Annotated in this window: 24 protein-coding genes; 12 read left to right on the top strand and 12 right to left on the bottom strand. The window is 49.5% G+C overall.

From position 1 onward, the window contains the following. Positions 1-58: 58 nt before the first annotated feature. Both IEX62_RS05395 and IEX62_RS05400 read right to left on the bottom strand, forming a co-directional pair. Positions 59-1078 (bottom strand): ROK family protein, encoded by a 1020-nt coding sequence (locus tag IEX62_RS05395; RefSeq protein WP_188774387.1) that lies wholly within the window; start codon positions 1076-1078, stop codon positions 59-61. 2 nt (positions 1079-1080) lie between these two features. Beyond that, a complete protein-coding gene (locus IEX62_RS05400) occupies positions 1081-2328 on the bottom strand; it encodes an ROK family transcriptional regulator (RefSeq protein ID WP_188774388.1) in 1248 nt (415 codons plus the stop codon). Between the two features lie 189 nt (positions 2329-2517). On the opposite strand from IEX62_RS05400, the gene IEX62_RS05405 reads away from it, so the two are divergent. Then, entirely contained in the window at positions 2518-3036 is a 519-nt protein-coding gene (locus IEX62_RS05405; protein WP_188774389.1) for a Crp/Fnr family transcriptional regulator, read from the top strand. Positions 3037-3141: 105 nt separating this feature from the next. Next, a complete protein-coding gene (locus tag IEX62_RS05410) occupies positions 3142-3678 on the top strand; it encodes a cupin domain-containing protein (protein ID WP_229685625.1) in 537 nt (178 codons plus the stop codon). A 78-nt stretch (positions 3679-3756) separates the two neighbouring features. Here the strand turns inward: IEX62_RS05410 and IEX62_RS05415 are convergent, their stop codons facing one another. Continuing rightward, a complete protein-coding gene (locus IEX62_RS05415) occupies positions 3757-5829 on the bottom strand; it encodes a methyl-accepting chemotaxis protein (RefSeq protein WP_188774390.1) in 2073 nt (690 codons plus the stop codon). Positions 5830-6200: 371 nt separating this feature from the next. Here IEX62_RS05415 and IEX62_RS05420 point away from each other — a divergent pair, with 371 nt between their 5' ends. Further along, positions 6201-6380 carry a hypothetical protein gene (locus IEX62_RS05420; RefSeq protein ID WP_188774621.1) on the top strand — a complete coding sequence of 60 codons (180 nt, stop codon included), beginning with the start codon at positions 6201-6203 and terminating at the stop codon, positions 6378-6380. 240 nt (positions 6381-6620) lie between these two features. On the opposite strand, the gene IEX62_RS05425 is transcribed toward IEX62_RS05420, so the two are convergent. From IEX62_RS05425 to IEX62_RS05435, 3 genes are all read right to left on the bottom strand, one after another. Then, entirely contained in the window at positions 6621-7550 is a 930-nt protein-coding gene (locus tag IEX62_RS05425; protein WP_188774391.1) for a serine/threonine protein kinase, read from the bottom strand. A 74-nt stretch (positions 7551-7624) separates the two neighbouring features. Continuing rightward, positions 7625-8653: a GTPase gene (locus tag IEX62_RS05430; RefSeq protein ID WP_188774392.1), complete on the bottom strand. Its 1029-nt coding sequence runs from the start codon at positions 8651-8653 to the stop codon at positions 7625-7627. Positions 8654-8758: 105 nt separating this feature from the next. Further along, complete coding sequence (locus IEX62_RS05435) at positions 8759-9793, bottom strand: zinc-binding alcohol dehydrogenase family protein (protein ID WP_188774393.1); 1035 nt, start codon at positions 9791-9793, stop codon at positions 8759-8761. 549 nt (positions 9794-10342) lie between these two features. On the opposite strand from IEX62_RS05435, the gene IEX62_RS05440 reads away from it, so the two are divergent. The 4 genes from IEX62_RS05440 to IEX62_RS05455 all read left to right on the top strand — a co-directional run bounded on the left by IEX62_RS05440 (position 10343) and on the right by IEX62_RS05455 (position 14683). Beyond that, positions 10343-11203, top strand: coding sequence for a sugar phosphate isomerase/epimerase family protein (locus IEX62_RS05440; protein WP_308422629.1), 861 nt, complete (start codon positions 10343-10345; stop codon positions 11201-11203). After that, positions 11203-12423, top strand: coding sequence for a Gfo/Idh/MocA family protein (locus IEX62_RS05445; protein ID WP_188774394.1), 1221 nt, complete (start codon positions 11203-11205; stop codon positions 12421-12423). Before IEX62_RS05440 ends, IEX62_RS05445 begins: the two co-directional genes overlap by 1 nt. 136 nt (positions 12424-12559) lie before the next feature. After that, positions 12560-13702: a Gfo/Idh/MocA family protein gene (locus tag IEX62_RS05450; protein ID WP_188774395.1), complete on the top strand. Its 1143-nt coding sequence runs from the start codon at positions 12560-12562 to the stop codon at positions 13700-13702. 114 nt (positions 13703-13816) lie between these two features. Next, positions 13817-14683, top strand: a complete 867-nt coding sequence (locus tag IEX62_RS05455) for a helix-turn-helix transcriptional regulator (RefSeq protein WP_188774396.1) — start codon at positions 13817-13819, stop codon at positions 14681-14683. A gap of 269 nt (positions 14684-14952) precedes the next feature. Here the strand turns inward: IEX62_RS05455 and IEX62_RS05460 are convergent, their stop codons facing one another. Beyond that, positions 14953-16971, bottom strand: a complete 2019-nt coding sequence (locus IEX62_RS05460) for an S-layer homology domain-containing protein (RefSeq protein WP_188774397.1) — start codon at positions 16969-16971, stop codon at positions 14953-14955. A 405-nt stretch (positions 16972-17376) separates the two neighbouring features. Here IEX62_RS05460 and IEX62_RS05465 point away from each other — a divergent pair, with 405 nt between their 5' ends. Both IEX62_RS05465 and IEX62_RS05470 read left to right on the top strand, forming a co-directional pair. Beyond that, complete coding sequence (locus tag IEX62_RS05465; protein ID WP_188774398.1) at positions 17377-18318, top strand: NADP-dependent oxidoreductase; 942 nt, start codon at positions 17377-17379, stop codon at positions 18316-18318. A 44-nt stretch (positions 18319-18362) separates the two neighbouring features. After that, positions 18363-18689 carry a hypothetical protein gene (locus tag IEX62_RS05470; RefSeq protein ID WP_188774399.1) on the top strand — a complete coding sequence of 109 codons (327 nt, stop codon included), beginning with the start codon at positions 18363-18365 and terminating at the stop codon, positions 18687-18689. Between the two features lie 270 nt (positions 18690-18959). Here the strand turns inward: IEX62_RS05470 and IEX62_RS05475 are convergent, their stop codons facing one another. From IEX62_RS05475 to IEX62_RS05485, 3 genes are all read right to left on the bottom strand, one after another. Continuing rightward, on the bottom strand, positions 18960-19814 hold the full coding sequence (locus tag IEX62_RS05475; protein WP_188774400.1) for an SDR family oxidoreductase: 855 nt from the start codon (positions 19812-19814) through the stop codon (positions 18960-18962). A gap of 180 nt (positions 19815-19994) precedes the next feature. After that, positions 19995-20414, bottom strand: a complete 420-nt coding sequence (locus IEX62_RS05480) for an Rrf2 family transcriptional regulator (protein ID WP_188774401.1) — start codon at positions 20412-20414, stop codon at positions 19995-19997. A 479-nt stretch (positions 20415-20893) separates the two neighbouring features. Next, positions 20894-21556, bottom strand: a complete 663-nt coding sequence (locus IEX62_RS05485) for a pyroglutamyl-peptidase I (RefSeq protein ID WP_188774402.1) — start codon at positions 21554-21556, stop codon at positions 20894-20896. A 424-nt stretch (positions 21557-21980) separates the two neighbouring features. On the opposite strand from IEX62_RS05485, the gene IEX62_RS05490 reads away from it, so the two are divergent. Both IEX62_RS05490 and IEX62_RS05495 read left to right on the top strand, forming a co-directional pair. Further along, positions 21981-22475 carry a glutathione peroxidase gene (locus IEX62_RS05490; protein ID WP_188774403.1) on the top strand — a complete coding sequence of 165 codons (495 nt, stop codon included), beginning with the start codon at positions 21981-21983 and terminating at the stop codon, positions 22473-22475. A 76-nt stretch (positions 22476-22551) separates the two neighbouring features. Then, on the top strand, positions 22552-22947 hold the full coding sequence (locus IEX62_RS05495) for a rhodanese-like domain-containing protein (RefSeq protein ID WP_188774404.1): 396 nt from the start codon (positions 22552-22554) through the stop codon (positions 22945-22947). A 146-nt stretch (positions 22948-23093) separates the two neighbouring features. On the opposite strand, the gene IEX62_RS05500 is transcribed toward IEX62_RS05495, so the two are convergent. Both IEX62_RS05500 and IEX62_RS05505 read right to left on the bottom strand, forming a co-directional pair. Further along, positions 23094-23963, bottom strand: a complete 870-nt coding sequence (locus IEX62_RS05500) for an aldo/keto reductase (protein ID WP_188774405.1) — start codon at positions 23961-23963, stop codon at positions 23094-23096. A 162-nt stretch (positions 23964-24125) separates the two neighbouring features. Beyond that, on the bottom strand, positions 24126-25409 hold the full coding sequence (locus IEX62_RS05505) for an MFS transporter (protein WP_188774406.1): 1284 nt from the start codon (positions 25407-25409) through the stop codon (positions 24126-24128). Between the two features lie 366 nt (positions 25410-25775). Here IEX62_RS05505 and IEX62_RS05510 point away from each other — a divergent pair, with 366 nt between their 5' ends. Then, the gene (locus IEX62_RS05510; RefSeq protein ID WP_188774598.1) at positions 25776-26141 is read left to right on the top strand and encodes a winged helix-turn-helix transcriptional regulator; all 366 of its coding nucleotides are present in this window, start codon (positions 25776-25778) and stop codon (positions 26139-26141) included. Positions 26142-26181: the final 40 nt, after the last annotated feature.

Consider the following 26181-nt stretch of genomic DNA (forward strand, 5'->3'; position numbering starts at 1 on the left):
GGAGCTTGAAGTGTGTAGGCTTCGCTATAGCAAGACGAACGATGCGGTCAACCTACACTTAACGCTCCGCAGGTGTACGCAGTGTCTGCAATACGCCATACACCGCGCCCAGCGCTCCGGCTTCATTTCCAAGCCGTGCGGGTACAAGCTGTGCTTCAATCGGTGTAAACTGCTGCACACGCCTGGTTAACTCACTCATATAATAGCTGGATTCCGACACGCCGCCGCCAACGACGATGCGCTCCGGATTAAGTAAAGACACAATATTCGCCAGTCCTGCTGCCATATAGCCGATGGGCTCTGCCATAATCGCCTGTGCATCCCCATCGCCCGCTGCTGCCAGCTGCAATACATGGATCGCCTGCACCTGCTCGATCGTGCCTGCCTGAGCAATAATCTGCTCGCCTGCCCCTCCTGCACGCTGATGCAGCCAGCGGCGTGCATGCTCACCGATGCCTGTGCCTGAGGCAAGCGATTCATAGCGTCCGAATTCCAGACTGCTCACCGAGCCAGCTGCTTCCTCTGGTCGATGATCGACGACAAAGTAGGAAATTTCACCAGCGGTATAGCCTGCTCCGCGGTGTAACTCACCATTAAGGATCATCGCACCGCCGATTCCTGTACCAACAGTGACCATTACCATCTGCGTGCTGCCTGCACCAGCGCCCTGCCAGCATTCGCCCAGTGCAGCAATATTCACGTCATTGTCCAGATATAATGGGCCGCTATAATACGGTCGGATCAGCTCCAGCAGATTCACCCCATCCAGCGGTAATGCAGGCACATGATGAATCATGCCTGTGTGCGGATTGACCGCGCCAGGGAAGCCGATACCGATACCGATTAAGCTATGACGAAGCAGTCCAGCCTCCTGTAGCACCTCATCCAGCTGCTGAAATACCCCTTCGATAAAGGCTTCTGCGTGCTCCGCCTGTACCGTTGGCTTTTTATTACGCACAACGACATGCCCACTATTGTCTGTAATCAGAATCAATGTCTTCGTACCGCCAATATCGATGCCTGCTGTATAGCCTGAGCCGGACAGGCCGGGAACAGATTGTGCTGCCGATTGCTTCATGGTCATACTCCTCCTTGATCTTGTTGGATCGCTTCCTTGCCACCAATCACTAGCATTTCCTCTCGAATATAACGGAAAGAGCGCTGTACTCCTGCCCATGCTGCGCCGCACATGATCGCACCCTCATGACTTTCTTCCAATCTGGACGCGCTAAGCTCTGGCATGACTGGCACCAGTGCGGGTAGTGCCTGCTGTACAATCGGTAAAAACACATCTGCCGCCTGCCCGATCTGTCCACCCAGCACAATGCGCTCCGGTGCAAGCAAGGATGCCATCTGTGCCAGTGGTAAAATTAGCCGATCTGCATATCGCTCGAAAACCTGTACTGCCAGCGGATGTCCATTCTTCGCCTGCTCCAGCAGCTCCGGTATTGTCCAGCTTGCTGCATCCGTGTCATCGGATTGCTGGGCGGCTTCATGCAATAGCTCACGCAAGCCTTCATTGCCGATATACTGCTCCAATCGCTGATATTCTGTTCCATCTATGCCCGTCTCGGCTTTACGAAGGGCAGCCTGTCCCCATTCGCCAGCCGCTCCAGCCAGACCGCGATAGATTTGTCCTTGAATGACGATCCCTGTACCGACGCCCTCACCGAGCGAAATGTAAATAAAGCTACAGGCACCTGCTCCATTTCCATATTCCTGCTCCGCTACAGCTGCCAGATTCACATCGTTATCAAGCAGCACCTCTGCTCCCAGTAATTGACGAAGCGCTGGCGCAGATAATAGCTCTCCATAGCGCTCTAGCTGCGGTAATAGCGTCTGCACATATCCGGTATATGGATCAACGACTGCTGGTATACCCGCACTAACAAATCGAATCGGCCCATCCTCCGGTGCATGCCGGGTAACGATATCCTTTAAGCGCTGCTGCAAGGCTTGCTGGGCATTCGAATGCCCCTCCAGCTCCGCCCATGCGATATATCCGGTATTGCGCACCTTGCCCGATAGATCGGTCATGCCCGTCTGGATGCCCTCCGCTCCAATATCGAGCAGGAAAATATGAAATACCTGCGGATTGAATTCCAGTACCTGACCTTTACGACCTTGCTGATTCGTATCAAGCCCCGTCTCCACAACGAGTCGGTGGTAAAGTAAATTTTGCACAGCCGAAGAAACGGTTGGCTTGCTCAGACCGGTACGACGACTGATTTCAGCACGCGATAATCCAGCCTCATTCACGATCAGCTCCAGAATCAAATATTCGTTAAAGTTACGAATCATCTGCGGATTTCCGATAGATGTCAGCATGGTAGCTCCTTTTCATAATGTTTTAGTAAATCACCTTTACTAATTAGATTGAAATCAGTATACGCTCGCCTACAGCCAGTGTCCATCATTATTTTGTGCATTGGGAAAATTGTTTTTATGCTGATTTGTAGCGGTATTCAGGCATGTTATATTGGTGTTATGATGCTAACAGAATGGAGGGTATACATCGTGCATTTACATAAGGGAGATATTCTGTTCCGACAGGGCGAGGATGGCCCATTATATCGGATCAAAAGCGGCCTGTTCAAAATCGTTCGCTTGCATGAGGATGGCAGTCTATTTCTATTTAATATCATTGTACCGGGTGAGATGATTCCACATCATTCACTCATTAGCCCGATGAGCTATCATGGTACAGCGATCGCGCTAACGGACTGTGAGGTTGAGGTTGTGCATGCTGCTGGCTGGTATCGCCAGCTAAATGAACAGCCTGCACAGTACCGGGAGATTGCCGCATTGCTACAGGATAAGCTCCGGATGATGCAGCAGCGGATCGATCAATTAACACGCACCACACCCACCGATAAGCTGGAGCAGCTCCAGCACTGGTTTGCCAGCTATCTGCACGATATTCCGATTACTGATCTATTAACACAGGATGAAATTGGACAATTGATCGGCTTACGCCGCGAAACGGTGAATCGACTGCTACGCGCACAGGCCAAACAACAAAAGGACAGCCTGTAAAAGGCTGTCCTTCGATGTACTACTCGATCTGCATCTTCTGATTCACTTGTGCGACACGGGTTATCGTATACATAACGACACTAAAGCCAAATACAAGGAGGAACTATGATGAAACCATCACCATCCTGCTCGATCCATACCCGACTCTTCACGGATGACGGTACGATTCCGAATCATCCTACATTACCTGTCGTCATCTATAGTGGCGCTTTTCCTGCCTCACCGGATGCGATGGAGGATGTATTCAACCGCAACGGCTGGCTGAATAGCTGGACGAACGGTGTATTTGACTACCATCACTATCATAGCAATGCACATGAGGTGCTTGGCGTGATTAGCGGTGAAGTCACTCTACGTCTTGGCGGTGAGCAGGGCGAGACGGTAACGCTGCGCGCAGGCGATGTAGTCGTGCTCCCTGCTGGCACCGGACATCGTCGTCTGGACGCGAGTTCAGACTTTCGCATCGTTGGCGCGTATCCGCAGGGGATGTCCTACAATGTACGCACAGGCGCGCCCGGTGAGCATGAGCAGGCACTCAAGGAGATTCCTCATGTCCCTGTACCTGATACCGATCCGGTGTTCGGCGAGCAGGGGCCGTTGCTGGAACACTGGTCAGGAACCTCCATTCGCCACCCTCATTAATATCGATCGCTTTGATATGGAAATGCAGCGTCCCTTTTGAATATCGATGGAGACACGAGCAGCTACGTGCTGCTCGTTTTAAAATTTAAATTGACTAACGAGTGCACTCAGACGCTCAGCACTATCGCTCGTCTTACGAACTTCATCGGTTACCTCAGTTGCACGATCCATAATACGCTGTGCTTCCTCCGCAATCTCTTCTGTATTGTCGGCAGACTCGTTATTAGAAAGGGCAATCTCGTGAATCGCCTGCGATAGATTTTGCACCGATGCACTAAGCTGCTGGCTCGTTGCGCTGAATTCGCTCACCATTTTATCGATATCGCCTGCATCGTTGATATAGTTATCGCTGGTTTCTCTCATCATCTGATAGTCAGCAGCAACTTCGCCTGTTAACAAGCCCATCAGACGTGCGCTATAATCCTGCAAGCTGCTCACTGATTCGACAACCTCGCTTGTGATGCCTTGAATCTGGTTCACTGTCTCGCGCGAAGCATCTGCCAGCACACGAATCTCGCTGGCAACGACAGAGAAGCCTTTACCTGCTTCACCTGCACGCGCTGCCTCAATCGAAGCATTGAGTGCAAGCAGATTCGTCTGCTTCGTAATTTGCAAAATCGAGTCACTGAGCGACTTGATCATCTCTACCGAGCGTGATTGCTCCAGCGCTTGATCCAGACCACCCTTGATCTCGTAATAGACTTTACCAGTTAACGCAATTGAATCCTCCAGGCGCTGCTTCAAGTTGTTGGCACGATCGTTGATTGCTGCCGCATGCTCTGCACCTTGCTGCGCACCATTCGCAATCGTATCAATCGCCGTCTCGAATTCGCGCGTCGATGCGCTGATCTCCTGCGTGGATGCCGCGGTCTGCTCCATACCTGCGGACATATTTTGCGTTGTTGCCGATACATTTTCGATTCGTCCTGCGGTCTCGCGGAAGGCTTCTGTCGTACGATTGTTGATCGAACGCAAGGTTTTCACTTCTTCTGCCACTTGATGAATCATGCCACGCGTTGTCCCCTGCATCTTCACCAGTGTACGAATCAGCTGTCCTGTCTCACCATTCATGCGCTGATATTTCTCTGGCAGTTCGCCAGAATAATCGCCCTGTGACATCTGCTCCAGCTGTGTAGAAGCCAGACGTACCGGACGAATAATACTGCGCACGATCAGGAACAGTACGATCAGCGCTACGATCAAGCTGATTACAGTAATCAGGAGCATCAAGCCTACCATGCTCTGTACCCGATCCATATACACGCTAACTGGCTGCATCGTCACGACATTTAATCCCAGCACGCTATCTTTTTCAAAAGAAGCCATATACCGGACGCCGTCCAGTGTTACAAAGCCGTTACCCGAATTTGCATTTTGCATTTGCTGGTACAGACCTTCGCTATTCAGCTGGGCAAAATTCACTTTCATAATCTGTGCTTTGTTGGATGAAGCGACCACCTCGCCAGAGCGATTCAGAACTACCGTGTTCAGTAACGCATTACTTTTATGCTGTACAACATCCTGAAGCAGATTATTCACATTAAGCGGCAAGCCATAGATATCTGGATCGCCACCAGCTTTCGCGCTTGCTGCTGCCTCATCGCCTCCGATGACATCACCCACGACGATAACCGCTTCTCCACTTACAGGGGAAGTCATAATATCGCTAACGAATGGGCCTGGCTTCTGCTGTACACCCGGATACCACGGATCGGTATCTGCCTTCAATACATGAGTGAGCGATTTGCCACCGATCGCATCCATATAGATTTTACCGGCATGCGTAAAGAAAATGTTCTCATACAGTCCGTTGGCTTCCTTCATTTTCTCTGTAATATTGTCTTCAATGCGAGCGTATTCCGCCTGATCTGTCGTTCCACTTGCATTAAGCTTCTCAAAATAATCCATGATATATGGATCTTCTACCATCGCGTCTGCTGCCGATTGCTGTCCCTCGGTAATAATACTTAGTTCTTTGACCTTTTCCGATACGATACTGTTAAGTGATTGCATCGTGGATTGCTCGTATGACTGACTGACATTATAGCCTACAATTCCCATCGCAATGAGCATCGGCACGATAATACATACCGCAGCGATACCGAGGATGCGAGCAAAAAGGCTACCGGACCATTGTTTAAGTCGATTCATGAATGTGTTGTCTCCCTATTTTTGAAAATGTGTGTTATCCGTTACTATTTCATCTGATTTGGACAATCAGGTGGTCTGCATGGTGTGATCAGTTGACCCTCTATCACATAATTGGTAGCACAGACAAATGAGTCTACGATACCAAATAGGACTTTTTGTGTTATTTATAGGTCTTATTACACACTATTTAATAGTACTTCGTGATTATATATCACAAATTTCGACAATTGAATCATTATTTTTAGTAAATTAGTTAAATTTTTTATAAATGGAGAAAAGATTCGCTTTTTTAGCGATTGTTCAAATTTTAAGGAACCATGTGATAGATACGTCGTATATACACATAAGATTAGCTAAGGAGGCTACTTATTATGGGTTTGATTAAAAGTATCATTAAGCAGGTTATGAAATCGAAGTCGCATGGACAGCATCGTCATCGTTCGTATAGCAGCAGTGATCGTTATCGTGGACATAAAGGGTATTCTCATAACCAGTATGGACATGGGCATTATAAGCATCATCGTAAAAAGAGCTCCTATAGCAGTAGCTGATAGGTGGTCGGACGGTCGGTCAGTATGCCATAGCAGAGCATACTTCGGATTACAACGAACTGTGTAAATATAGATATAGTCATTTTCGAGATTCATTTACAATCATCATGACACTTTATAGATCATTACAATAATAAATAGCCGCTTCTCATAGGAGATAGCGGCTGTTTTTCTTGGGATAGGAACTTGAATGATAATTTGATTGGAAGCTTGAATGAGAGATTGAATTGAAGCTGTGGATTAATAAGTGAGTGGTATGGAATGAGCGATATACTCCAATGCCTGTCTGACCTCAGCTGTATCGGTGTAGGGCTGGTCAGCCTGAAGCATTCGGCGCAGCATGCTACGCGTAGCCGGGTGGAGCTTGAGCTCACTTTCCCAGCCCGGAGCGCAAGTCGGCTCGTCGGTATGCCCCGATATCGAGAGGGGCTGTGGCTTGCTATTGAATGCCGATCCGTGCGGCTGGTTCAGTCTGGCTTGTGATTCGTCATAGCTACTATATAACAAATAGAGCAACAAATGCCCCATGCCGTAAAAGTCACTACTGACACTGAGCGAGCGACGAATGATCTTCTCCTGCTCGTCGCCGCTCACCAATTCATCTAACTGCTGTACGACTTCTCGCGGTTCATTTTGATGCCATGTCAGCCCAAAGTCGATAAGCTGTACCTGTCCTTGATGCAGTAATACATTGGATAGGCTAATATCGCGATGTACCATGCCTTTGCTATGCATGAGCTCGATAAGCTTCAATAGCTCCAGCATCAACTGGATGGACTGAAGCTCGGTAAAAGTCGCTTCCTGCTCAAACAATAGCTCGCCGATGCTACGTCCCTCCATATATTGCATCACAAGGCAGAGCTGTCCACGATGCTGGAACTGATCGAGCAAAGCAGGAATCTGTGGATGGTTCAGCTCTCGCATCGTTTTGCATTCGCGCTCATAGATCAGGCGCGCACGCTGCTCTCCGCCACGTAGTGGATGCACTCGTTTCAGTACAACCAGACGGTCGTTATCGCTCCGATCCTCGCAAGCATACGCAACCCCATAGCTTCCACTGCCCAGTACGCCGCTAATTCGGTAGCGTCCATGTATAACAGTACCTTCTGTATAATGTCGCTCCTGCAACCAGCGGGTGACATGTCCTTTAGCACGCTGTAATGCTCTCAATCCACTCCATTCCTTCCTGTAAATCGACTAAACCTACTTTTGAACCTACTCGCTCTACTTCTCTATTCCAATAATTATTCGGGCAGCTTGCCCTTGTCCGTTTTGCTGCGGAATTTGCGGTACAGGCGGCTGATGCTGTCTGGCGTTACATCGATGCCGCGTTCATAGGCATATTTGACCGAATAGCCGAGTGCCAGTGTGACCGAGCCAGCTACACCAGCTGCCGCAACAGAGCCAGCACCGGGAAATAGCTTGACCACCTGAGCGAATAGCGTTTTACCCAGATTTCCTACAATGGAGGCGATCACAATCTCCTTTGCCGTCTCACGGCTGATCGGACGCTCATATAAAGTAGCCAGACGCGTCAGCAAACCGATCTGAATCGCAGTCAGCGGGATAATATCCGCGCCAGGTATTGGCGCAGCCCCGATCGCTCCTGCTGAGGTGGCGGCGCCGATGATCCACTTGTTGGCGATGGAGGACTTTTCCTTGATCGTGCGGGCAAAGACGATGTCCTTACTTTTTTTTTTGAGCAAATCAAGAATGCTGTAGCGGAGCTGCTCGATATTAGCGCCTGTACGTGAGGATACAGGAATGACCTCATATCGGTCGCCTGTTTCCTGCCGCACACGACGTACCAATCGGTCAATCTCGTCAGCAGCATCGATCTTATTCAGCACGATGATAATATCCTGATTGATCTTCTCCAGCGCTTCCAGTGACCGCTTCTCCGCTTCGGAAAATACAGTACCTGCCGCATTCAGGAAAAAGAGCACCACATCGGTCTGCCGATAGTAGTCCCGTGTACGCGCCGAATTGCTCGTGTTTACATCGTTCAGTCCGGGCGTATCGATTAGAATAATTTTATCGCGATATGGATATTCCTTGATCTCTGTCGTTTCGCCTGGCTCTGCGCCGACTCCAGCTACTTCATCACCGATGATGCGGTTAATCGTGGATGACTTACCCGCATTCACATCACCGACAAGTGCGATCATCACACGCTCCTTCATCTGACGGTTAATCTCATCCATTTCCTGATCAAATGCCTGATCGGCTTGACGTCGAATATCCGCCTTGAGCTGGTGCTCACTTTTGCTCATCTGCTGCGCCTCCATCCATCATCATGATGGCTAATTTATCGTATCCAGCGTTGCTGGGATGATCATTGAATATCATCCGTTATAGGTTGTGTGTTGCTGCCTTGTTTATTCCCAGCCCTCCAGCACGAGCTTACCGATCATACTCCCGGCTTCAAGCTGACGATGGGCTTCGCGTAGATTGTCCGCGTTGATCGGGGATAAGCGCTCGGATTCGGTGCTATGAAATACCCCTTCATCTACCAGCTTCGCAACCTGTTGTAAAATGCGCTGCTGCTCCTGCATATCCGGTGTCTCATACTTCGCACGGGTGAACATAAACTCCCACGCAAACGAGGCACTCTTATCCTTGAGCAAGCCCAGATCGACAGGCTGCGATGTCTCTACGATCGAGCAGATGCGACCCTGCGGTGCGATCGCCTCCGCCATCCCCTTCCAGTGCGCATCGGTCTGATTCAGACAGAAAATATAATTCACCTCTCCGATCCCCAGCTCCTGTAGCTGTGGCAATAGTGGCTCACGGTGATTAATCACATGATCTGTACCATGCGCGAGCGTCCACTCCTCTGTTTCCGAACGAGAAGCAGTGCCGATCACGGTTAGTCCAGCATGACGTGCAATCTGTGTTGCAATAGAGCCTACACCACCAGCCGCGTTGATGATCAGAATCGTTTTGCCTGTGTTCAGTTCCCGATCAGGGGCAACACCAAGACGATCATAGATCCCCTCCCATGCCGTTAATGCAGTGAGCGGCAATGCGGCGGCAGCAGCAAAATCCAGACTGGACGGCTTATGGGCAGCAATTCGGCTATCGACCAGATGGTATTCACTATTGCCGCCAGGACGCGTCACACTACCCGCGTAATACACCTCATCACCTGGCTGAAAGCCTTCGACCTGCTCACCTACCGCTTCAATGACACCTGCCACATCCCAGCCGAGAATACGTGGCTCGGATTCAACCCCATCCTTCGGTGCGCGCAGCTTCGTATCGACTGGATTCACCGAGATCGCTTCAACCTTAACCAGCAGATCGTAGCCTGTTGCCGTCGGCATTGAAATGGTTACATCTTGCAGACTATCTGGATCATCAATCGGTAAATAACGCGTTAATCCTACAGCTTTCATGTTGGTTTGAGTCATATCGAGTTCCTCCTCTGGCATCAGCCTTGTTTTGAATGATACGTATATGAATCCATTTGGATGCATTGCACAGTGTCTCCACGATTAATACCCGTTTTGGGTGGTTGCCGCAACACAGGGTTGGTTTGTAAAGGGGAAACCTGTGCAACTCCTCTCTGTACAGCTTCATACAGGTTCGATCAAATAAGTATGATATTTTGCTGCGCAAAAATCACTTCTCATTTCACCCCGTGCTAGGAGATCGCTAGCACTAGAAGCAGTAAGATATTTTGCTGCGCAAAAATCACTTCTCATTTCACCCCGTGCTAGGAGATCGCTAGCACTAGAAGCAGTAAGATATTTTGCTGCGCAAAAATCACTTTTCATTTCACCTCGTGCTAGGAGATCACTAGCACTAGTACTGAATTTGAAATTATCTGCGGTTGTGGCATTTGGACTGCGGCTTATCTGTCGTTCGCCTGTTGTACTGTAAACGCGTACAGAAGCAATCTACTCGTGCTACAATGCCCTTGTTTACAACGAAAATGTTCACTCAGGGAGATGAACCTTATGATTCGATTATCAGTATTCACGGTCTGCACACCCGACCTGACACCAGAGCAGGTCATTTATGCGGCGCATGCCGCAGGCATTGACGGAATCGAGTGGCGCTATGCAGGGATTCCAGCTGATGCTATGGAGGAAGCCCCCTCCTTCTGGCGGCATAATCGCTGCTCGATTACACCAGGCGCAGATGCCCAGCAGCTAATCCAGCTACGCGAGTTGTCCCAGCAGCATCAGGTTCAGCCGATCGCTCTCGTGCCGTATTTAAAATGCGGTGATCTGGATGCGGCACAGCAAGCCTTTGCCACCGGGCAGCAGCTCGGGGTCTCGATGATGCGTGTCGGTGTGCCCTGGTACGATGGCACACGCCATATCGATGAATTACAGCAGGAAGCGGTACGTTACTTGAGCGCCATTCAGGATATGGCGATGACCTATGGTATCAAAGCATTGATCGAAACACATCATGGCTCGATTGCACCGAGCGCTTCACTGGCTATGCGACTGGTCGATGGCTTGAATCCACAGCATGTGGGTGTGCTCTACGATCCCGGCAATATGGTGCACGAAGGATTCGAGAATTATCGCATGGGCATCGAGCTGCTAGGCCCCTATTTAGCCCATGTTCATGTCAAAAATGCCGCATGGCGTCAGCAGGCTGGACAATGGCAATGCCAGTGGGCACCGCTACATGAAGGCATTGTGCCATGGGAAGCGATTATAAATATTTTACTGGAAAATGGCTATGACGGTTATCTTGGTATTGAGGATTTTAGCGGACAATGGGCAAGTGCAGAGTTGTTACAGCAGTTTGCCAGTACATTCCGTTCCTTTATACAGTCACCCAAACTGGAGGCGAATTCATAATGAGTCCTGATCTGGCAGTTACTTCTTCCACTCCCTCTGCTCCTGCAATCGTACGTGTCGGCGTGATCGGTATTGGTAATATGGGCAGCACCCATGCCAGAACGATATTATCCGGTGCGATTCCCGGTGCAGAGCTTGCCGCTGTATGTGATATTCGCGAATCGATGCGACAGTGGACAGCCGAGCAATTATCACCGAATATCGCATTCTGGAGCGATTCGGAACAAATGATGCAGTCCGGTACGATCGACGCTGTGCTGCTCGCTACGCCGCATGATGATCATGCACGACAAGCGATGATTGCCTTTCAGCATGGTCTGCATGTGCTGGTAGAGAAGCCAGCGGGTGTAAGCACCGCGCAAGTACGGCAAATGAACGATGCTGCTGTCGCTGCGCCGAGCAGCGTATTCGCGATTATGTACAATCAGCGCACCAATCCGGTCTATCGCAAGCTACGGGAGCTGATCCAATCCGGTGAGCTGGGCGAGATTCGCCGTATGAACTGGATCATTACAACCTGGTATCGTCCGCAAAGCTATTACGATTCCGGCGGCTGGCGTGCCACATGGGCAGGTGAAGGCGGCGGTGTACTGATCAACCAGTGCCCGCACCAGCTCGATCTGCTGCAATGGACAACGGGAATGATGCCAGAGCGTATCCGTGCCTTTTGCCGATTCGGGCGTTATCGGGATATTGAGGTTGAGGATGATGTGACAGCCTATGCGGAGTATGCGAATGGCGCCAGTGCCGTATTTATTACGACGACAGGCGAGGCGCCGGGAACCAATCGTCTGGAAATGACAGGCGACCGCGGCAAAATCGTAATCGAAAATGATCAGCTTACCTTCTGGAGACTGCGCGAATCCGAGCCAGCGTTTAATAGCCGTTATACCGGAAAGTTTGGCAGTCCAGAATGCTGGCAGTGTGACATTCCTGTCGAAGGCGAGGAAACGGGACATCCCGGCATTATTCGCAACTGGATCGATGCGATTCGGTATGGAACACCGTTATTATCTCCCGGTGCGGAAGGCATTCATGGACTGACTCTGTCGAATGCGATGCTGCTATCCACATGGACGGATGGCTGGGTAGAGCTGCCACTGAACGAGCAGCAGTTTACCGACGAGCTAGAGCAGCGTCGTCAGAACTCGGTGTACAAGCCTGGCAGTACGGTCGAACCGGAGGATGTACCTGCTGATCTGAGCGGTACGTTTAAGTAACGGACGGACGATACGGGAGTTAGTGATATCGGAATGGGATGGTAGCGACACGGCTACCTGTACCGATGATGGATATGCATCACCGTATAGCATAAGGAGAAAATGAGCTTTTAACACTGGAAAAGGATGTGTCTCTATGCGTAAGGATGGCATGTTTTATGTACCGGAAAGTCAATATCAGGCAGAGGTGGTCTGTGCGCCGGGTGAGTTTGTATTTGCGGCAGTGGCGCTGGATCATGGGCATATTTATGGGATGTGTGCAGGGCTGGTCGAAGCAGGCGGAACGCTGAAATGGATCTATGATCCAGAATCAGAGCGCGCCACAGCCTTACAACAGAAGTACCCTGAAGCGCAGCTCGCTCCTTCACTGGAGACGGTGCTGAGTGATGATGCGGTACATCTCGTTGCAGCGGCGGCTATCACCAATGAACGCGGCCCGCTTGGCGTGCGTGTGATGCAGGCGGGCAAGGATTATTTTACCGATAAAGCCCCATTTACAACGCTACAGCAGCTAGAGGATGCCCGTGCCACAGCCGCGCAGACGGGTAAAAAATACATGGTCTATTATAGCGAACGACTGCATGTGGAGAGTGCGATCTATGCCGGGCAGCTGATCGATCAGGGTGCAATTGGCAAGGTCGTGCAGGTGATGGGAACCGGCCCGCATTTGCTGGCAGCGCATCGTCGTCCAGACTGGTTTTTCCGACGTGAGCAGTACGGCGGTATCCTATGCGATATCGGTAGTCATCAGATTGAGCAGTTTCTGACATTTACCGGCTCGTACGATGCGACGATCAATTATAGTCGGGTAGCGAACTTCAATCAGCCGCAGTATCCTGAGCTGGAGGACTTTGGCGAAATTTCACTGACAGGCACGAGCGGCTCCTCGGGCTATGTACGAGTGGACTGGTTCACACCGAATGGACTGGGAACATGGGGTGACGGACGGATGGTCATTCTCGGTACAGATGGCTATATCGAGCTACGCAAATATATCGATATTGCACGTGACCCGGCGAAGGATCATGTGTATCTGGTCAATCATGAAGGCGAGTATCACTTTGGCGTATCCGGTAAAATCGGCTATCCATTCTTCGGGCAATTGATCCGCGATGTGCTAGATCGCACAGAAACCGCCATGACACAGGAGCATGCGTTCAAGGCAGCCGAGCTATGCTTAGTTGCCCAGCAGCAGGCATGGAATCGACCGGAAGGTTTGGCTGGCTTTCAGCAGGGTAATGCTGTAGCTTCACCAACCGTCGCGCCTCATCTACGCTAGTTTTAATTTTATGTAAAATCGAATATAAATCGTTACAAATCGCTCCATCCCCCATCCGCACATGCTAAAATGGACACAACCTTGTAAACGTTATCATAGGGAGGTGCCCGTGCGATGCCGCACAATCTGCGGATGGAGCATGCTGTGAGCTATGTGTACCGTCAGGATCAGAGCTTTCAGTCGATTGCTGCCGACGGCTTTCATTCACATTTGCATTATGAGATTTACTATTTTCATGAAGGAATCTGTACGTATATTGTGGGCGAGCAGATTTATCAGCTGCGTCCCGGCGATGTACTGCTCATGCATGGACGTACCCTGCACCGTCCACATCCACAGCCGGGCTATCCCTATATTCGCTCGACTCTGCATTTTGATCCTGCGTTAGTCGAGCGCTATGTGCAGCCGGCTCATCTGCATGCGTTACTGGAGCCATTCGAGCAGTCCAGTGGATGCAGACTAGCGCTCGGTGCGCAGGAACGTAGCGATCTGGAGACCCTATTGGAGCAGCTTCACCGGCTGCCGATTGGTGACGATGGCAAAGTACCTCTAACCTTTATGATGAAGCTATGCGATGTGCTGGCATTGCTGGCGAGCTGCTGTGAGCAGGAGCAGCCACCGCTCATGCAGGAAGGAAGAGAGCAATACGCGCATGCTATTCTCGATTACATTGAGCAGCACTATATGGAGGATATTACGCTGGAGCAGATTGCCGACCATCTGCATCTGTCTCGCTCGTATGCGGCTTCACTATTCAAATCATGGACAGGCATGACCATCTTCAAATATCTGTATCATCGCCGCATTAATCAGGCGAAGCTACTGCTGCAATATCAACAGAAACTGCCCATTAGCGAAATCAGCCGCATTTCTGGCTTCAAGCAGCCGGCTCATTTCAGTCGGATGTTCAAGGAAGAGACTGGGGTAACACCTGAGGCATATCGGGCGCGGTTGGTTGGTTCGGGTATGGGTGAATTGTGAATGGGTCGGTCTGCATTTCATTGAGTGTGATACAAGACTGGCTTGCACACTTGAACCTCATCATCATAAATACGAAAAAGCGGTGACAGGTGTCTACTGTCGCCGCTTTCTTTTTTCTACTTCTACTTCTGCTTCTGCTTCTGCTTCTGCTTCTGCTTCTGCTTCTGCTTCTGCTTCTGCTTCTGCTTCTGCTTCTGCTTCTATTGCAATTGTCTAACCCCTACCTCGCAGCAAGCAAGTTTTTATTCAAAAGTTTCATTCACTTACCACTACCCATTAATCCAGCCCGCCTTCTGCAACAATCGGCGAATCATACTTGCCGACTGAGCGCGAGTAACATGACTTTGCGGCGCGAACTGGCCGTGATCGCCGCCTACAATTGAGCTTTGGGCGGTCGCTGCAACTGCCTTTTTCGCCCAGTTGGATACCTCACTGCGATCGCTAAAGCGATTCAACTGCGCCTGTACAGCATTATCCGTCAATGTCGTCGATTGGCCTGTGTAGTTCATCGCGTGACTCATAATCATCGCTGCTTCCTCGCGTGTAATCGGCTGATTCGGTCGGAAATTGCCATCGTTATAACCTTCGATCAGCCCATGATTTATCGCTGTGCCTACTACACCCGCGTACCAATCGGAACGCTTCACATCACGGGGTAAATGGTCGCTCTGCTTATCTGCCAGTCCAAGCGCCCGTACGAGCATAGCGGCAAATTCCGCTCTTGTCACTTCACGATCTGGAAAAAACTGTCCCTGCTCTCCATTGACGATAAGACGCGATGCCATATCATTCACATCGTTGCGGCTCCAATGCTTCGCCGTATCGGAAAAGGTCTGACTATTCTGAACGAGTGCATAGATACCGTCTGGCGTAGTGCCGTGTAGGATCGCCATCGTGCCGTTGCCTGAACGAGCTGTCTTTTGCATCGTCGGTACAGGGATGATCTGCTGTAGCACAGGATTCCAGCGGATTGCCGTTGTGAACGGACTTCCCTTACCAGCAGCGGAAGGATGTAGAATAAGCTGACGTGTACTCTCCGCGGTGGGTACTCCTGTTGCCGGAGTCGATCCTACTGCTCCCGGATCACTTGTGTTATTCGCTGACTGGGTAGACTTGTCGCCAGCACTTCCTTGCTCGCCTGAACTGCCTGGAAATAGAGTCGCTGAATCGAGCGCCTGGGAGGGCTGTTGTCCAGCTGAACCTGTTAATGCAAATTGCACTGGCGTTCCGATGACTGTAATACCTGTCTTCGCCGCTGCCTGCTGAATTGCACCGGTCACCTCATTTGCCACAGGCATGATCTCCACTTGCAGATTGACAGCCTTTAACGATGCTGGATTCCCAGGTAGCTTCGACCATGCTGCTGGATCGATATCGCGGATTGGCAATACGTAATCCCCCCATGCCGACTGAATCGCAACCCCACCCTGCGCATCGTACAGCGCTTGTAATACATCTCCATGGAGCATACAGCGAACCGTCGTATAGCCATCTGGAATTACAATCGGGACGATTCGATCCTGCGCAGAATCGAGTTGCTGTAGTACGGCATCCTTATTTAATGCGATATTCAATTGCCCGGGTGCGGTCGATTGAGCGGTATATAGCCCATTGTCTGGATTCGCTCCATTCGTTGCTTGTCCTGAATCGTCAGCCGTCCCTTGCTGGACAACCGTCCCACTCCCCTGAGCATTCACATCGATATAAGCAAGTCGAAACGCACTGGATGGATCATCCCGTAATCGCAGTGTTAGCCAGCCCTGAAAGGGTGTAAATGGAGTTTCGCCATCGCTAGCATCCTTCCACACTCCATTACGCCCATCCGTGGAATCCAGACTATATTGCATATCGGTGCTGGTCTGCTCCAGTGCTGGAACAGAGGGATTTAGCATCACAACTGCTAACTCGATCGGAGTGCCATTGGATGGCTCATATACCGTGTACTGCACCAGATACGATTGGGCAGATACCGCTGGCACTGCCGCAAGGAAGAGCATACTGCTTAATAGCACACATACTACGATACGTGGCTTCGTCCATGCTGTGAAAGTAGCTCGACTGTTAGCGACTGCTCGATTAACAGGCGTGATCTCATGCTCTTGTCTGTATGACTGCTGGATAGCCCCTTCATATTCCACCTTCGATTCCATCATCTCCTCATGCTTCGCGTCCACCAACTCCCGATTCAGAATCACCGGATCACAATTATGACTAGGGGACGAACGTACATCCACGAAACGTACCATCGTCCGTAGTCGTCGTAACATACTTATCATTAAATGATTCATGCAATCGCTCCTTTGCGATCAAATTATATTCACTATTTATGTTCAATGTGTTCGTCCTATATTTCATTTGCGATAAAGCCATGGGAACCATCCATGCTACCACCATATATTCTCCAATCAGCTTCATCTGCAAGCCATCCTGCTAGTACGTTATGCTATATTTATCGGCTATGAATCGCGGATACGATATGTACATTTTCAACTATAGAAGCTGGTGTTTTTCAGTCTATATCTGAGTACGTCTAGAGCATCAAAATAAGAAGTTGCTGTGTGTCCCATCACCAGAATGGGTATGTACTTAACAGGAACAAGCTACAGCATGAATCCGCAAACAATAGGTAACATCGAACGATTCATACATGAAATAAGAGAACGCCCACTGGCGCTACGAAGGAGGAATTATCGATGAAAGCAGTCGTAATCGAACAATATGGCGATGAGAATCAACTCCAAATGAAGGAAGTTCCTGATCCGAAGCCGGGTCCAAAACAGGTCGTTATCAAGCTGAAGGCAACCTCGATCAATCCGATCGACTGGAAGCTGCGTGAAGGGCATCTGAAAGGCATGATGGATTGGGAGTTCCCGATCATTATAGGCTGGGATGCAGCAGGCGTCATTACCGAGGTCGGCGATGAAGTGACTGAATGGAAGATCGGTGACGAGGTATTTGCCCGTCCAGATACAACTCGCTTTGGTACGTATGCCGAATATACAGCGATTGACGATCATCTGCTTGCGCCGATGCCTCCAGGTATTAGCTTTGAGGAAGCTGCCTCTGTACCACTTGCCGGACTGACCGCATGGCAGGCACTATTTGACCATGGACAGCTCAAGGAAGGCGAAAAGGTATTGATCCATGCAGGCGCAGGTGGTGTCGGTACACTGGCGATTCAACTTGCGAAACATGCAGGTGCCCATGTAATTACAACCGCCAGCAGCAAAAATGCCGAATTCCTGAAAGAGCTGGGTGCGGATGAAGTGATCGATTACAAAACAACGTCCTTTGTCGATGTGCTGTCCGATGTGGATCTGGTCTTCGACACCATGGGTGGACAGATTCAAGCCGATAGCTTTAAGGTGCTCAAGGAAGGCAGCGGACGACTGATCTCGATTTTGGAACAGCCGGACGAAAAGCTGGCTGAACAGCACCGCGTCGTCGCCAAGTCGATCTGGCTGCAACCGGATGGCAAGCAGCTTCAGCAATTTGGGAAGCTGATGGAGGAGCGTAAGGTGAACGCGATTGTAGGTACCACATTGCCGTTCTCTGAGGAAGGCTTGCGTGAAGCGCATCGTCTCAGTGCAACCCACCATGCAAAGGGCAAGATTGTCATTTCTTTTGAAGATTAATGGATGTCCGGCCTGAACGATAGTCCAACGGAAGGAGAATGATCATGATGTGGCTAATTAACCCGTCTACTGCATTTCCTGACCCGTGGTTTCGTCTAATCTGGCTACTGGAGCTAACCGTACTGCTACTGCTCATTCTATCCGCGATGCGCTTTTCGCGTCGTGCGTGGATCAGTACGGGGGTGTTATTTGTGCTCGCGCTAGTCGCTACTGTGCCGGGGCTGGTATTCCGGCTGACACAGCCTGATCCGATTGGTGCCATGATCGATATTCCACTCCTGCTCATGTTTCCGATCATGGGCGTCAGTCTCGTCTGGGCGATTGTCGCCTGGATTATGCGACTGTCTCGTGAGCGGCGCCGTACAGTATAACGGCTCGTGTAGTATAAGCGATCTGTGAATATCTATCGATAGCTGCAAGAGCGATCAATTTATAAAATACAGCAAAGCCGCAGTCTCTGTCAGGAAATCCTGATGGAGGCTACGGCTTTTTCATTTCGTTATTCTTTACTCTGTTATTTTTGAGCTCTGCGTTTGAATTCTCTAGTGATACTATTTCCAACGATATGACTGAGGAACTTGTTTATTTCATGAATGCATTACCTTGTTTATCTTATAGCAGCGTAGATTCCGAGGCTCATCTTACGCCAGAATCTGACGAATACCTTCTTCAAGTGGAGTCAGCGGACGACCCAGCACCTTCTCGAAGTCGCTGTGCTCCACTTCCAGATGATGCTCGCGAATACCTTGCTGAATACCGACCAGAATAGGAAGTAAAAAGTCTGGCAAGCCAGCACCCTTCATAATTTCTGCGTAGGTTTCATCATCTACCTGTTGAACGGTAATATCTTTACCCAACACTTTACCAACAGCGGCTGCCAGCTCTTCCTGTGTTAGTAATGGGCCAGACAGCTCGTAGATCGTATTCTCATGTCCTTCACCTGTCAGTACAGCGACAGCAGCAGCGGCGTAATCATCGCGTGTTGCCCAGCCTACTTTGCCATCGCCTGCGGAGGTTACCCACGGTGCGCCAGCATTTGCAGCGCCGATGCTGGACAGCTCATTTTCCAGATACCAGTTGTTGCGTAGGAAGGAATAGGGAATGCCAGTTTCCAGAATCGCATTCTCAGTCGCTTTGTGAACTGGCGCCAGTCCAAGTCCACTCTCCTGAGCATTGCCAACACTGGTGTATGCGATAAAGCCTACGCCTGCACGAGCAGCAGCCTTCGCCGCATCGCTATGCTGACGAATACGTGTCTCGTTATCGCCATCGGTCGAGATCAACAGCAGACGATCTACACCTGCGAATGCCGAATCGAGCGTCTCGGGCTTATCAAAATCTCCATGACGTACATCCACACCCAGCTCTTTCAGATGAGCTGCCTTCTCTGGATTACGCACACTTACCGCAACCTCACTTGCAGGGACTTTCTCCAGCAGCTGCTGTACCACTTTGGAACCGAGTTGACCTGTTGCACCTGTCACCAGAATTGTCATTGTCATTTCCTCCTAATAGTATGATATCGTGTATCTGTCGTCATAACCAATGTGGTTACAACGAATGTATAAAATAAAAGCCCACTAGAGAGCTCTCATTTCTAAAATCGTCTTAGCTTCTAAACGTCGTCCTAGCTTACCTCTAAAAGTACAGCCAGTGTGTCGATCTACCCTCGATCCTTACAGAACCAATTGCTTGCCCAGCTGCTGCAAGGTTGTGCTTGCTAGCCGTTGTTCCATCGCTTGCTGTGCTTCTTGTAGCTCCTGCTGTAGCACCTGCTCAATATTGCGTCCAACCGGACAGGCAATACTGGAATGATCGTGAATGCCAAACAGACGATTCTCCTCGGTAACCTCCACCGCTCGGTAAATATCGAGCAAGGTAATGTCATCCGCTGACTTGAGCAGATAAGCGCCACCAATGCCTGCGCGCACCTCGATCAAGCCCGCCTTTTTGAGCATGCCCATAATCCGACGAATCACAACCGGATTCGTATTCACACTAGCAGCGATAAAGTCCCCGGTACATTCCAGCGGACACATCTCGATTAGCGACAACGTATGCACCGCCATAGAGAAGCGCGTGCTAAGCTGTTTCATAAGTATCACCACCGTTGTAATCAGTATAGTTACAACTCGGAATAAAGTCAACTTCTTTTCTATTTCTTTCGCCAATATTACTTTATTCCGATTCGCTGCTGTATTTGTCTCCATTGAAGAACATTATGCCGATTCGCCTGTAAATAAAAGAATAAGACCCATTCCTTCATCTTCAACTCTTGTGCCTTACGTGACTTTATGCACTTGAAGCCCGACAGGAGAAGAATCTGCTGTAAGGGGATTAACACGAATTCGATCATTTCTGGAGTTATGGCTTGTTCGTTAAAATGATACGAGCTGCATAGGGACTGCATATACAGCGTTATCCTGCTCCTTTTGCTTCCATAATCGAAAGCGATGTACCTTTTGCTAATCATCTATCCGATATGAAAATATACAAAAAACCGGTATGCTCCTACGAACGGTGAGCATACCAGTAACGAATTCCCTATATTCCTACTCGTCCCTTGCTACTGCTCCTACGCTGACGCCGGGTCCAGTCGTTCAGCGTCCAGATGAAGCTGCTCGGCAGTGGTACGAATAATAAGCTGTAATGCACGTGTCATCAGATCCATCGGTAATGAAGGCAGGCTTGGCTTATGCACCGCCATTTGCGTAGAGGCTGGAAAATGGACAAATCCAGCAAGCACGTTCAGGCGATTCGTTTGTAAATAATCCAGCATGCCATACATCGTATTGTTACAAATAAATGTGCCCGCCGTATTCGACACAACCGCCGGGATCCCATTATCCAGCAAACGATCTGTCATTTTACGAATCGGCAATGTGGAAAGTAATCCGTCTGCTCCGCCTTCGCGAATCGGCATATCCTTCGGCCGATCATTGCGGTTATCCGCTTCAGCATCCAGCTCCACACTTTTTACATTCACAGCGATACGTTCCAGACTAACCGCGGTTCGCCCTGCTGCCAGGCCGCACATAATAATTGCATTCGGCTGAAAAGCCTCTGCCTCGCGCACGAGCAGATCGACGCATTCATCATAATGAACCGGCAATAATACCGTCCGCAGTTCAACTCCAATATCCGCAAACGAGTGATTCTGAATGGCCTCCAGCATGTACTCCGTCGGGTTGATCGCATGTCCGCCAAATGGCTCAAATCCGGATATTAGTATTCTCATTGTTTCTACCTCCCAGATAGATGAATACAACGTTTGAACCCATATTACACATTTTGAAACCTATTTTTATCTTACCTTAACAATTCGGGACAGAACACCCCGATTCCTGTATATCATTAACATTTTTTGTGATTTTCGCGCATTATTCAGAATAAAGACGCATAATAATGAATTTATATACATATGAATATCCAGAAAACAGGATAAAAAGCGTGTTTTCACGTCCCTCTACTCTCTCTAACGCAATAAAATGTAAAATGGATTTTACTACCAGTCTCGCAGTACAATAGAAGGAGTACGATCCACTTTAAGAAAGAGTATGATCTACTCACAGGTTTCGTTTGACTTTTAAAATGGGTCGGTTATAATTAAAATATGTTTGATAAAATATAATTTTGCAAAATGAAAGTGAGGAGATTAAAAAATGTCAGTACATGATTTCTCAGCTCTGACGATTGATAAACAGGAACAATCATTATCCGATTACAAAGGAAAAGCATTGTTGATTGTGAATACCGCGAGCGGCTGCGGCCTGACTCCTCAATATGAAGGATTGCAAAAGCTTTATGATACGTATAAAGAGCAAGGTCTGGAAGTGCTCGGCTTCCCATGCAACCAGTTTATGGGCCAGGAGCCCGGTAGTGAGGAAGAGATTAAGGATTTCTGTCAGGTAAACTACAGCGTGAGCTTCCCGCTATTTGCGAAGGTGGATGTGAAGGGTGAAGATGCGCATCCTCTGTATCGTTATCTGGTCGATGAAGCGCCGGAGCCTTCCCGCACTGGAGATATCGAGTGGAATTTTGCCAAGTTCCTCGTTGACCGCGATGGTCATGTGGTGAAGCAGTACCCTTCTCGTCTGGACCCGGCTGAGATTGAACAGGATATTCAGAAATTACTCGCTGGCGAAGCCGTTTCCTGAAGAGGATTACCATTTTCAGGGTAAATAATGATGATTGCATACTTACTAAACCCCAAATTCAGGAGGATGATGAACAATGGCATTGACATTCACAGACATGGTCACTCAGGCAAGAAATAACGTACCGGGCGTAACTTCCCAGGAAGCGCGCGAGAAAATTAACAACAATCCGGACACATTCGTTATCGATGTACAGGATGCAAAGGACGCTGGCGCTTGTGGTCTGATCCCAAGCAGTGTTAATATCTCCCTCGGCATGCTGCCAATCCGCGCCGATCTGGGCGTACCTGCTGAGCTGCGCGATGAGCGTCTGAGCGATCGAAATCGTCCGATTCTCGTAACGTGCGGTGCTGGCGGTCAAGCTGCACTGGGCGCTTATGCGCTGAAGCTAATGGGCTTCACCGATGTAGCGTACATCGATGGTGGTACAGCAGCATGGAAGCAAGCTGGCTTTGATGTAGAGGAAGCGTAAGCGAGCTTCACGTAGCCCCTCAAGCCTGACAACCCTACTCGGCTTGTGTAGATGTATTTCAGATTAACCTTTACAGTATATATACCCCTTATCCTATATACGTAAAATAACCCCCGAGCCTTAGCGCTACGGGGGTTATTCGTGTATTAAAAGTCAATATGATCCGGGTCTGGCCCAACGCGTACATGTTCATTTAATGCATCAATCTGCTGCATCTGCTCGTCTGCTAATACAAAGTCAAATAGCTGTGCATTATCTGCAATCCGCTTCGCAGAAATGGACTTCGGAATCGTGATCACGCCGCGTTGTAGATTCCAGCGTAAAATAATCTGCGCGACCTGCTTACCATGCTGCTCCGCAATAGTTGCCAGCACTGGATGCTCCAGCAGCTGCCCCTGCATCAGCGGTGACCACGCCTCCAGACGGATACCATGATCCGCGCAATATTGTTGTAATTCGTATTGTGTCAGCTTCGGATGGAGCTCGACCTGGTTTATGACAGGAACAATCTCCGCTGTGGCGAGCAGATCCTCCAGATGATGAATCTGGAAATTGCTTACTCCGATCGCACGTACACGTCCATCACCGTATAGCTTCTCAAGTGCACGCCATGCGTCCCTATATTTGCCGGGTACAGGCCAGTGGATCAGGTATAAATCTAGCTGGTCTAATCCAAGACGCTGTAAGGACTGCTCGTACGCGGCTAGCGTTTCTTCATAGCCAAGATCGGCATTCCACGCTTTAGAGGTGATAAATAGCTCCTCTCGTGTCACAACGCCTTCCTCGATTAGCTCCTGCACCGCTTGACCTACACCTGCTTCATTGCCATAGATCGACGCGGTATCGATACTGCGATAGCCGAGCTTCACGGCTGCCTTGATCGCAGTGATCATTTCCTGTCCTTCTTCTACCTTAAATACACCTAATCCCAGTACAGGCATCTCCACTCCGTTGTGGAGTGTAACACGACTGCCTATATGCTGTGGTGTTACTTCGGTTGGTTGGTATACGTTCATGGGTTATACCTCCGTGTTAGTTGTTTCGTGTTTCGTTGTATTTGTTATGGGTTGCCTACATTGGAATTCGCTTGCGTACTCCATAACAATGCAACGAGCCGAGCATAGGTGATATCGTTTTGCATTTTAAAACTTCTGCGATGCCGATTTCTATGATACTAATTATCGAAACAATGATGTGGAGCTCGTCGAGCAGACTGAGCCACTTGTCGCCTTCGCGTCGGATCGGTTGTGTGCGTCTGCTTCGACGATCTCCCCTTGTCCAGCTACCTGCTCCTGCTTCTCGCCTGCACGCAGCACCGCTGTTAAGATCGCCGCTGCCGCCACCATCAGTGCGCCAACCCATGTCGTATGGATCAAGCCAAGATGATCGACCACAAGTCCACCCAGATACGCACCGATCGCGATACCTGCGTTAAAGGCAGAGATATTCAGTGCTGATGCCATATCCACTGCCTGTGGTACGTATCGCTCTGCCAGCATCAGCACATACACCTGCAAGCCAGACACATTCATAAAAGCAAACAAGCCCATCAACAGCACCGTTGCCAGTCCAATCCCTGCATAGGGAGCCGTCCACCATAACAGCAGCAATACTAGCGCCTGCACGATAAACATGCGCAGCAGCACACCAACTGGATTGCGGTTAGCTAATCTACCTCCAATCACATTGCCAATCGCAATGGCAATACCATAGAACAGCAGCAGTAATGCAACCGTAGAGGGAGCAAATCCACTAATCTCATGTAGTAGCGGCGACAAGTACGTGAACACGACAAAGGTTCCACCATAGCCCAGCGCCGTAACTACCAGTGCCATCAAAATACGACTCGTGGTGAGTAGCTTCGTCTGGGCACGCCAGCCGCCACTATGCTGCCCCTGCTCCATTCTAGCTGGAATCAGTAGCGCATTCGCAATCAGGGCAATCACCCCAATCGCTACAATGACGATAAAGGCAACGCGCCAGCCCAGATGCTGCCCGATAAACGTACCGATCGGTACGCCCGTGACCGTCGCAATTGTTAACCCGGAAAACATAATCGAGATTGCACTCGCCCGCCGATCCTCAGGCACCAGACTGGCAGCAATCGTCGAGCCGATCGACATAAAAATACCGTGCGCCAGCGCTGAAATGATTCGCGCCGTCAGCAACAAGCCGATCCCCGTCGCGGTCGCTGCCAGTCCATTACCGATGATAAACACGATCATAATCCCAAGCAGTACCATTTTCCGTGGCATCCCTGCTGTAACTGAGGTCAAGATCGGCGCTCCCAGCGTTACGCCAAGCGCATATAGTGTGACCGTCAAGCCGGCGGTTGACAGCCCAATATGCAGATCATCCGCAATTAACGGCAATAATCCCACACTAATAAACTCCGTCGTTCCAATAGCAAACGCACTGATCGCCAATGCGATCAAAGCAAGTGTATTTCGATTCATTATCATCCTCTATCACCCGAATCTATCTAGAATTGCTGGCCAGCACATGTTATTATGAGTCAGCGAGTTCAAGATGAATAGTACGTACTTAAAAGTACTATAGGTACTAAAAAGTGCCTTAGCAGGTTTGATGCGGGTTGTTGGTCTTTCCTTACACTTCATCAACCTGCATAGCCCTCTAAACGAACCTACTCGTCAACCCCATTCAAGTTACATTTAGATCCATCGAGAAAAGTAGCCAGCTTATGGACTACCTGTGTACATGTTCGATGCTCTCACGCATGATCATTCACACGATGAACACAATAAACAAGATCAAGATATATGAAAATTATTCAAACAGGAGGAATGATCATGTTACCAGCAGAGAAAATGGAGAAAAAATATAATATTGCCGTTGAGGCGACGTTGGAGGTGATTGGGGGGAAGTGGAAGTGTTTGATTTTGTGTCATTTGACGCATGGGAAGAAGCGTACAAGTGAGTTGAAGCGCCATATGCCCAAAATCACGCAAAAGATGCTGACGCAGCAGCTTCGCGAGCTGGAGCAGAGAGGAATTATTAACCGTATTACGTATAACACGGTGCCGCCTAAGGTAGAGTATGAGTTGACCGAGTATGGTTGGAGTCTTAAGCCGATTTTGGATATGCTGTGTAACTGGGGTCGTGAGCATATTACGAAGGAGCATGGTAACGTGGATGAATGGCTGGAAGACACGTATTTGAATACAAAAAAATAAAATATACTTGATTTTGATAATGATGTAAAAATATACATCA

This window comes from Paenibacillus hunanensis (genome assembly GCF_014645615.1).
Classification (GTDB): Bacteria; Bacillota; Bacilli; order Paenibacillales; family Paenibacillaceae; genus Saccharibacillus; species Saccharibacillus hunanensis.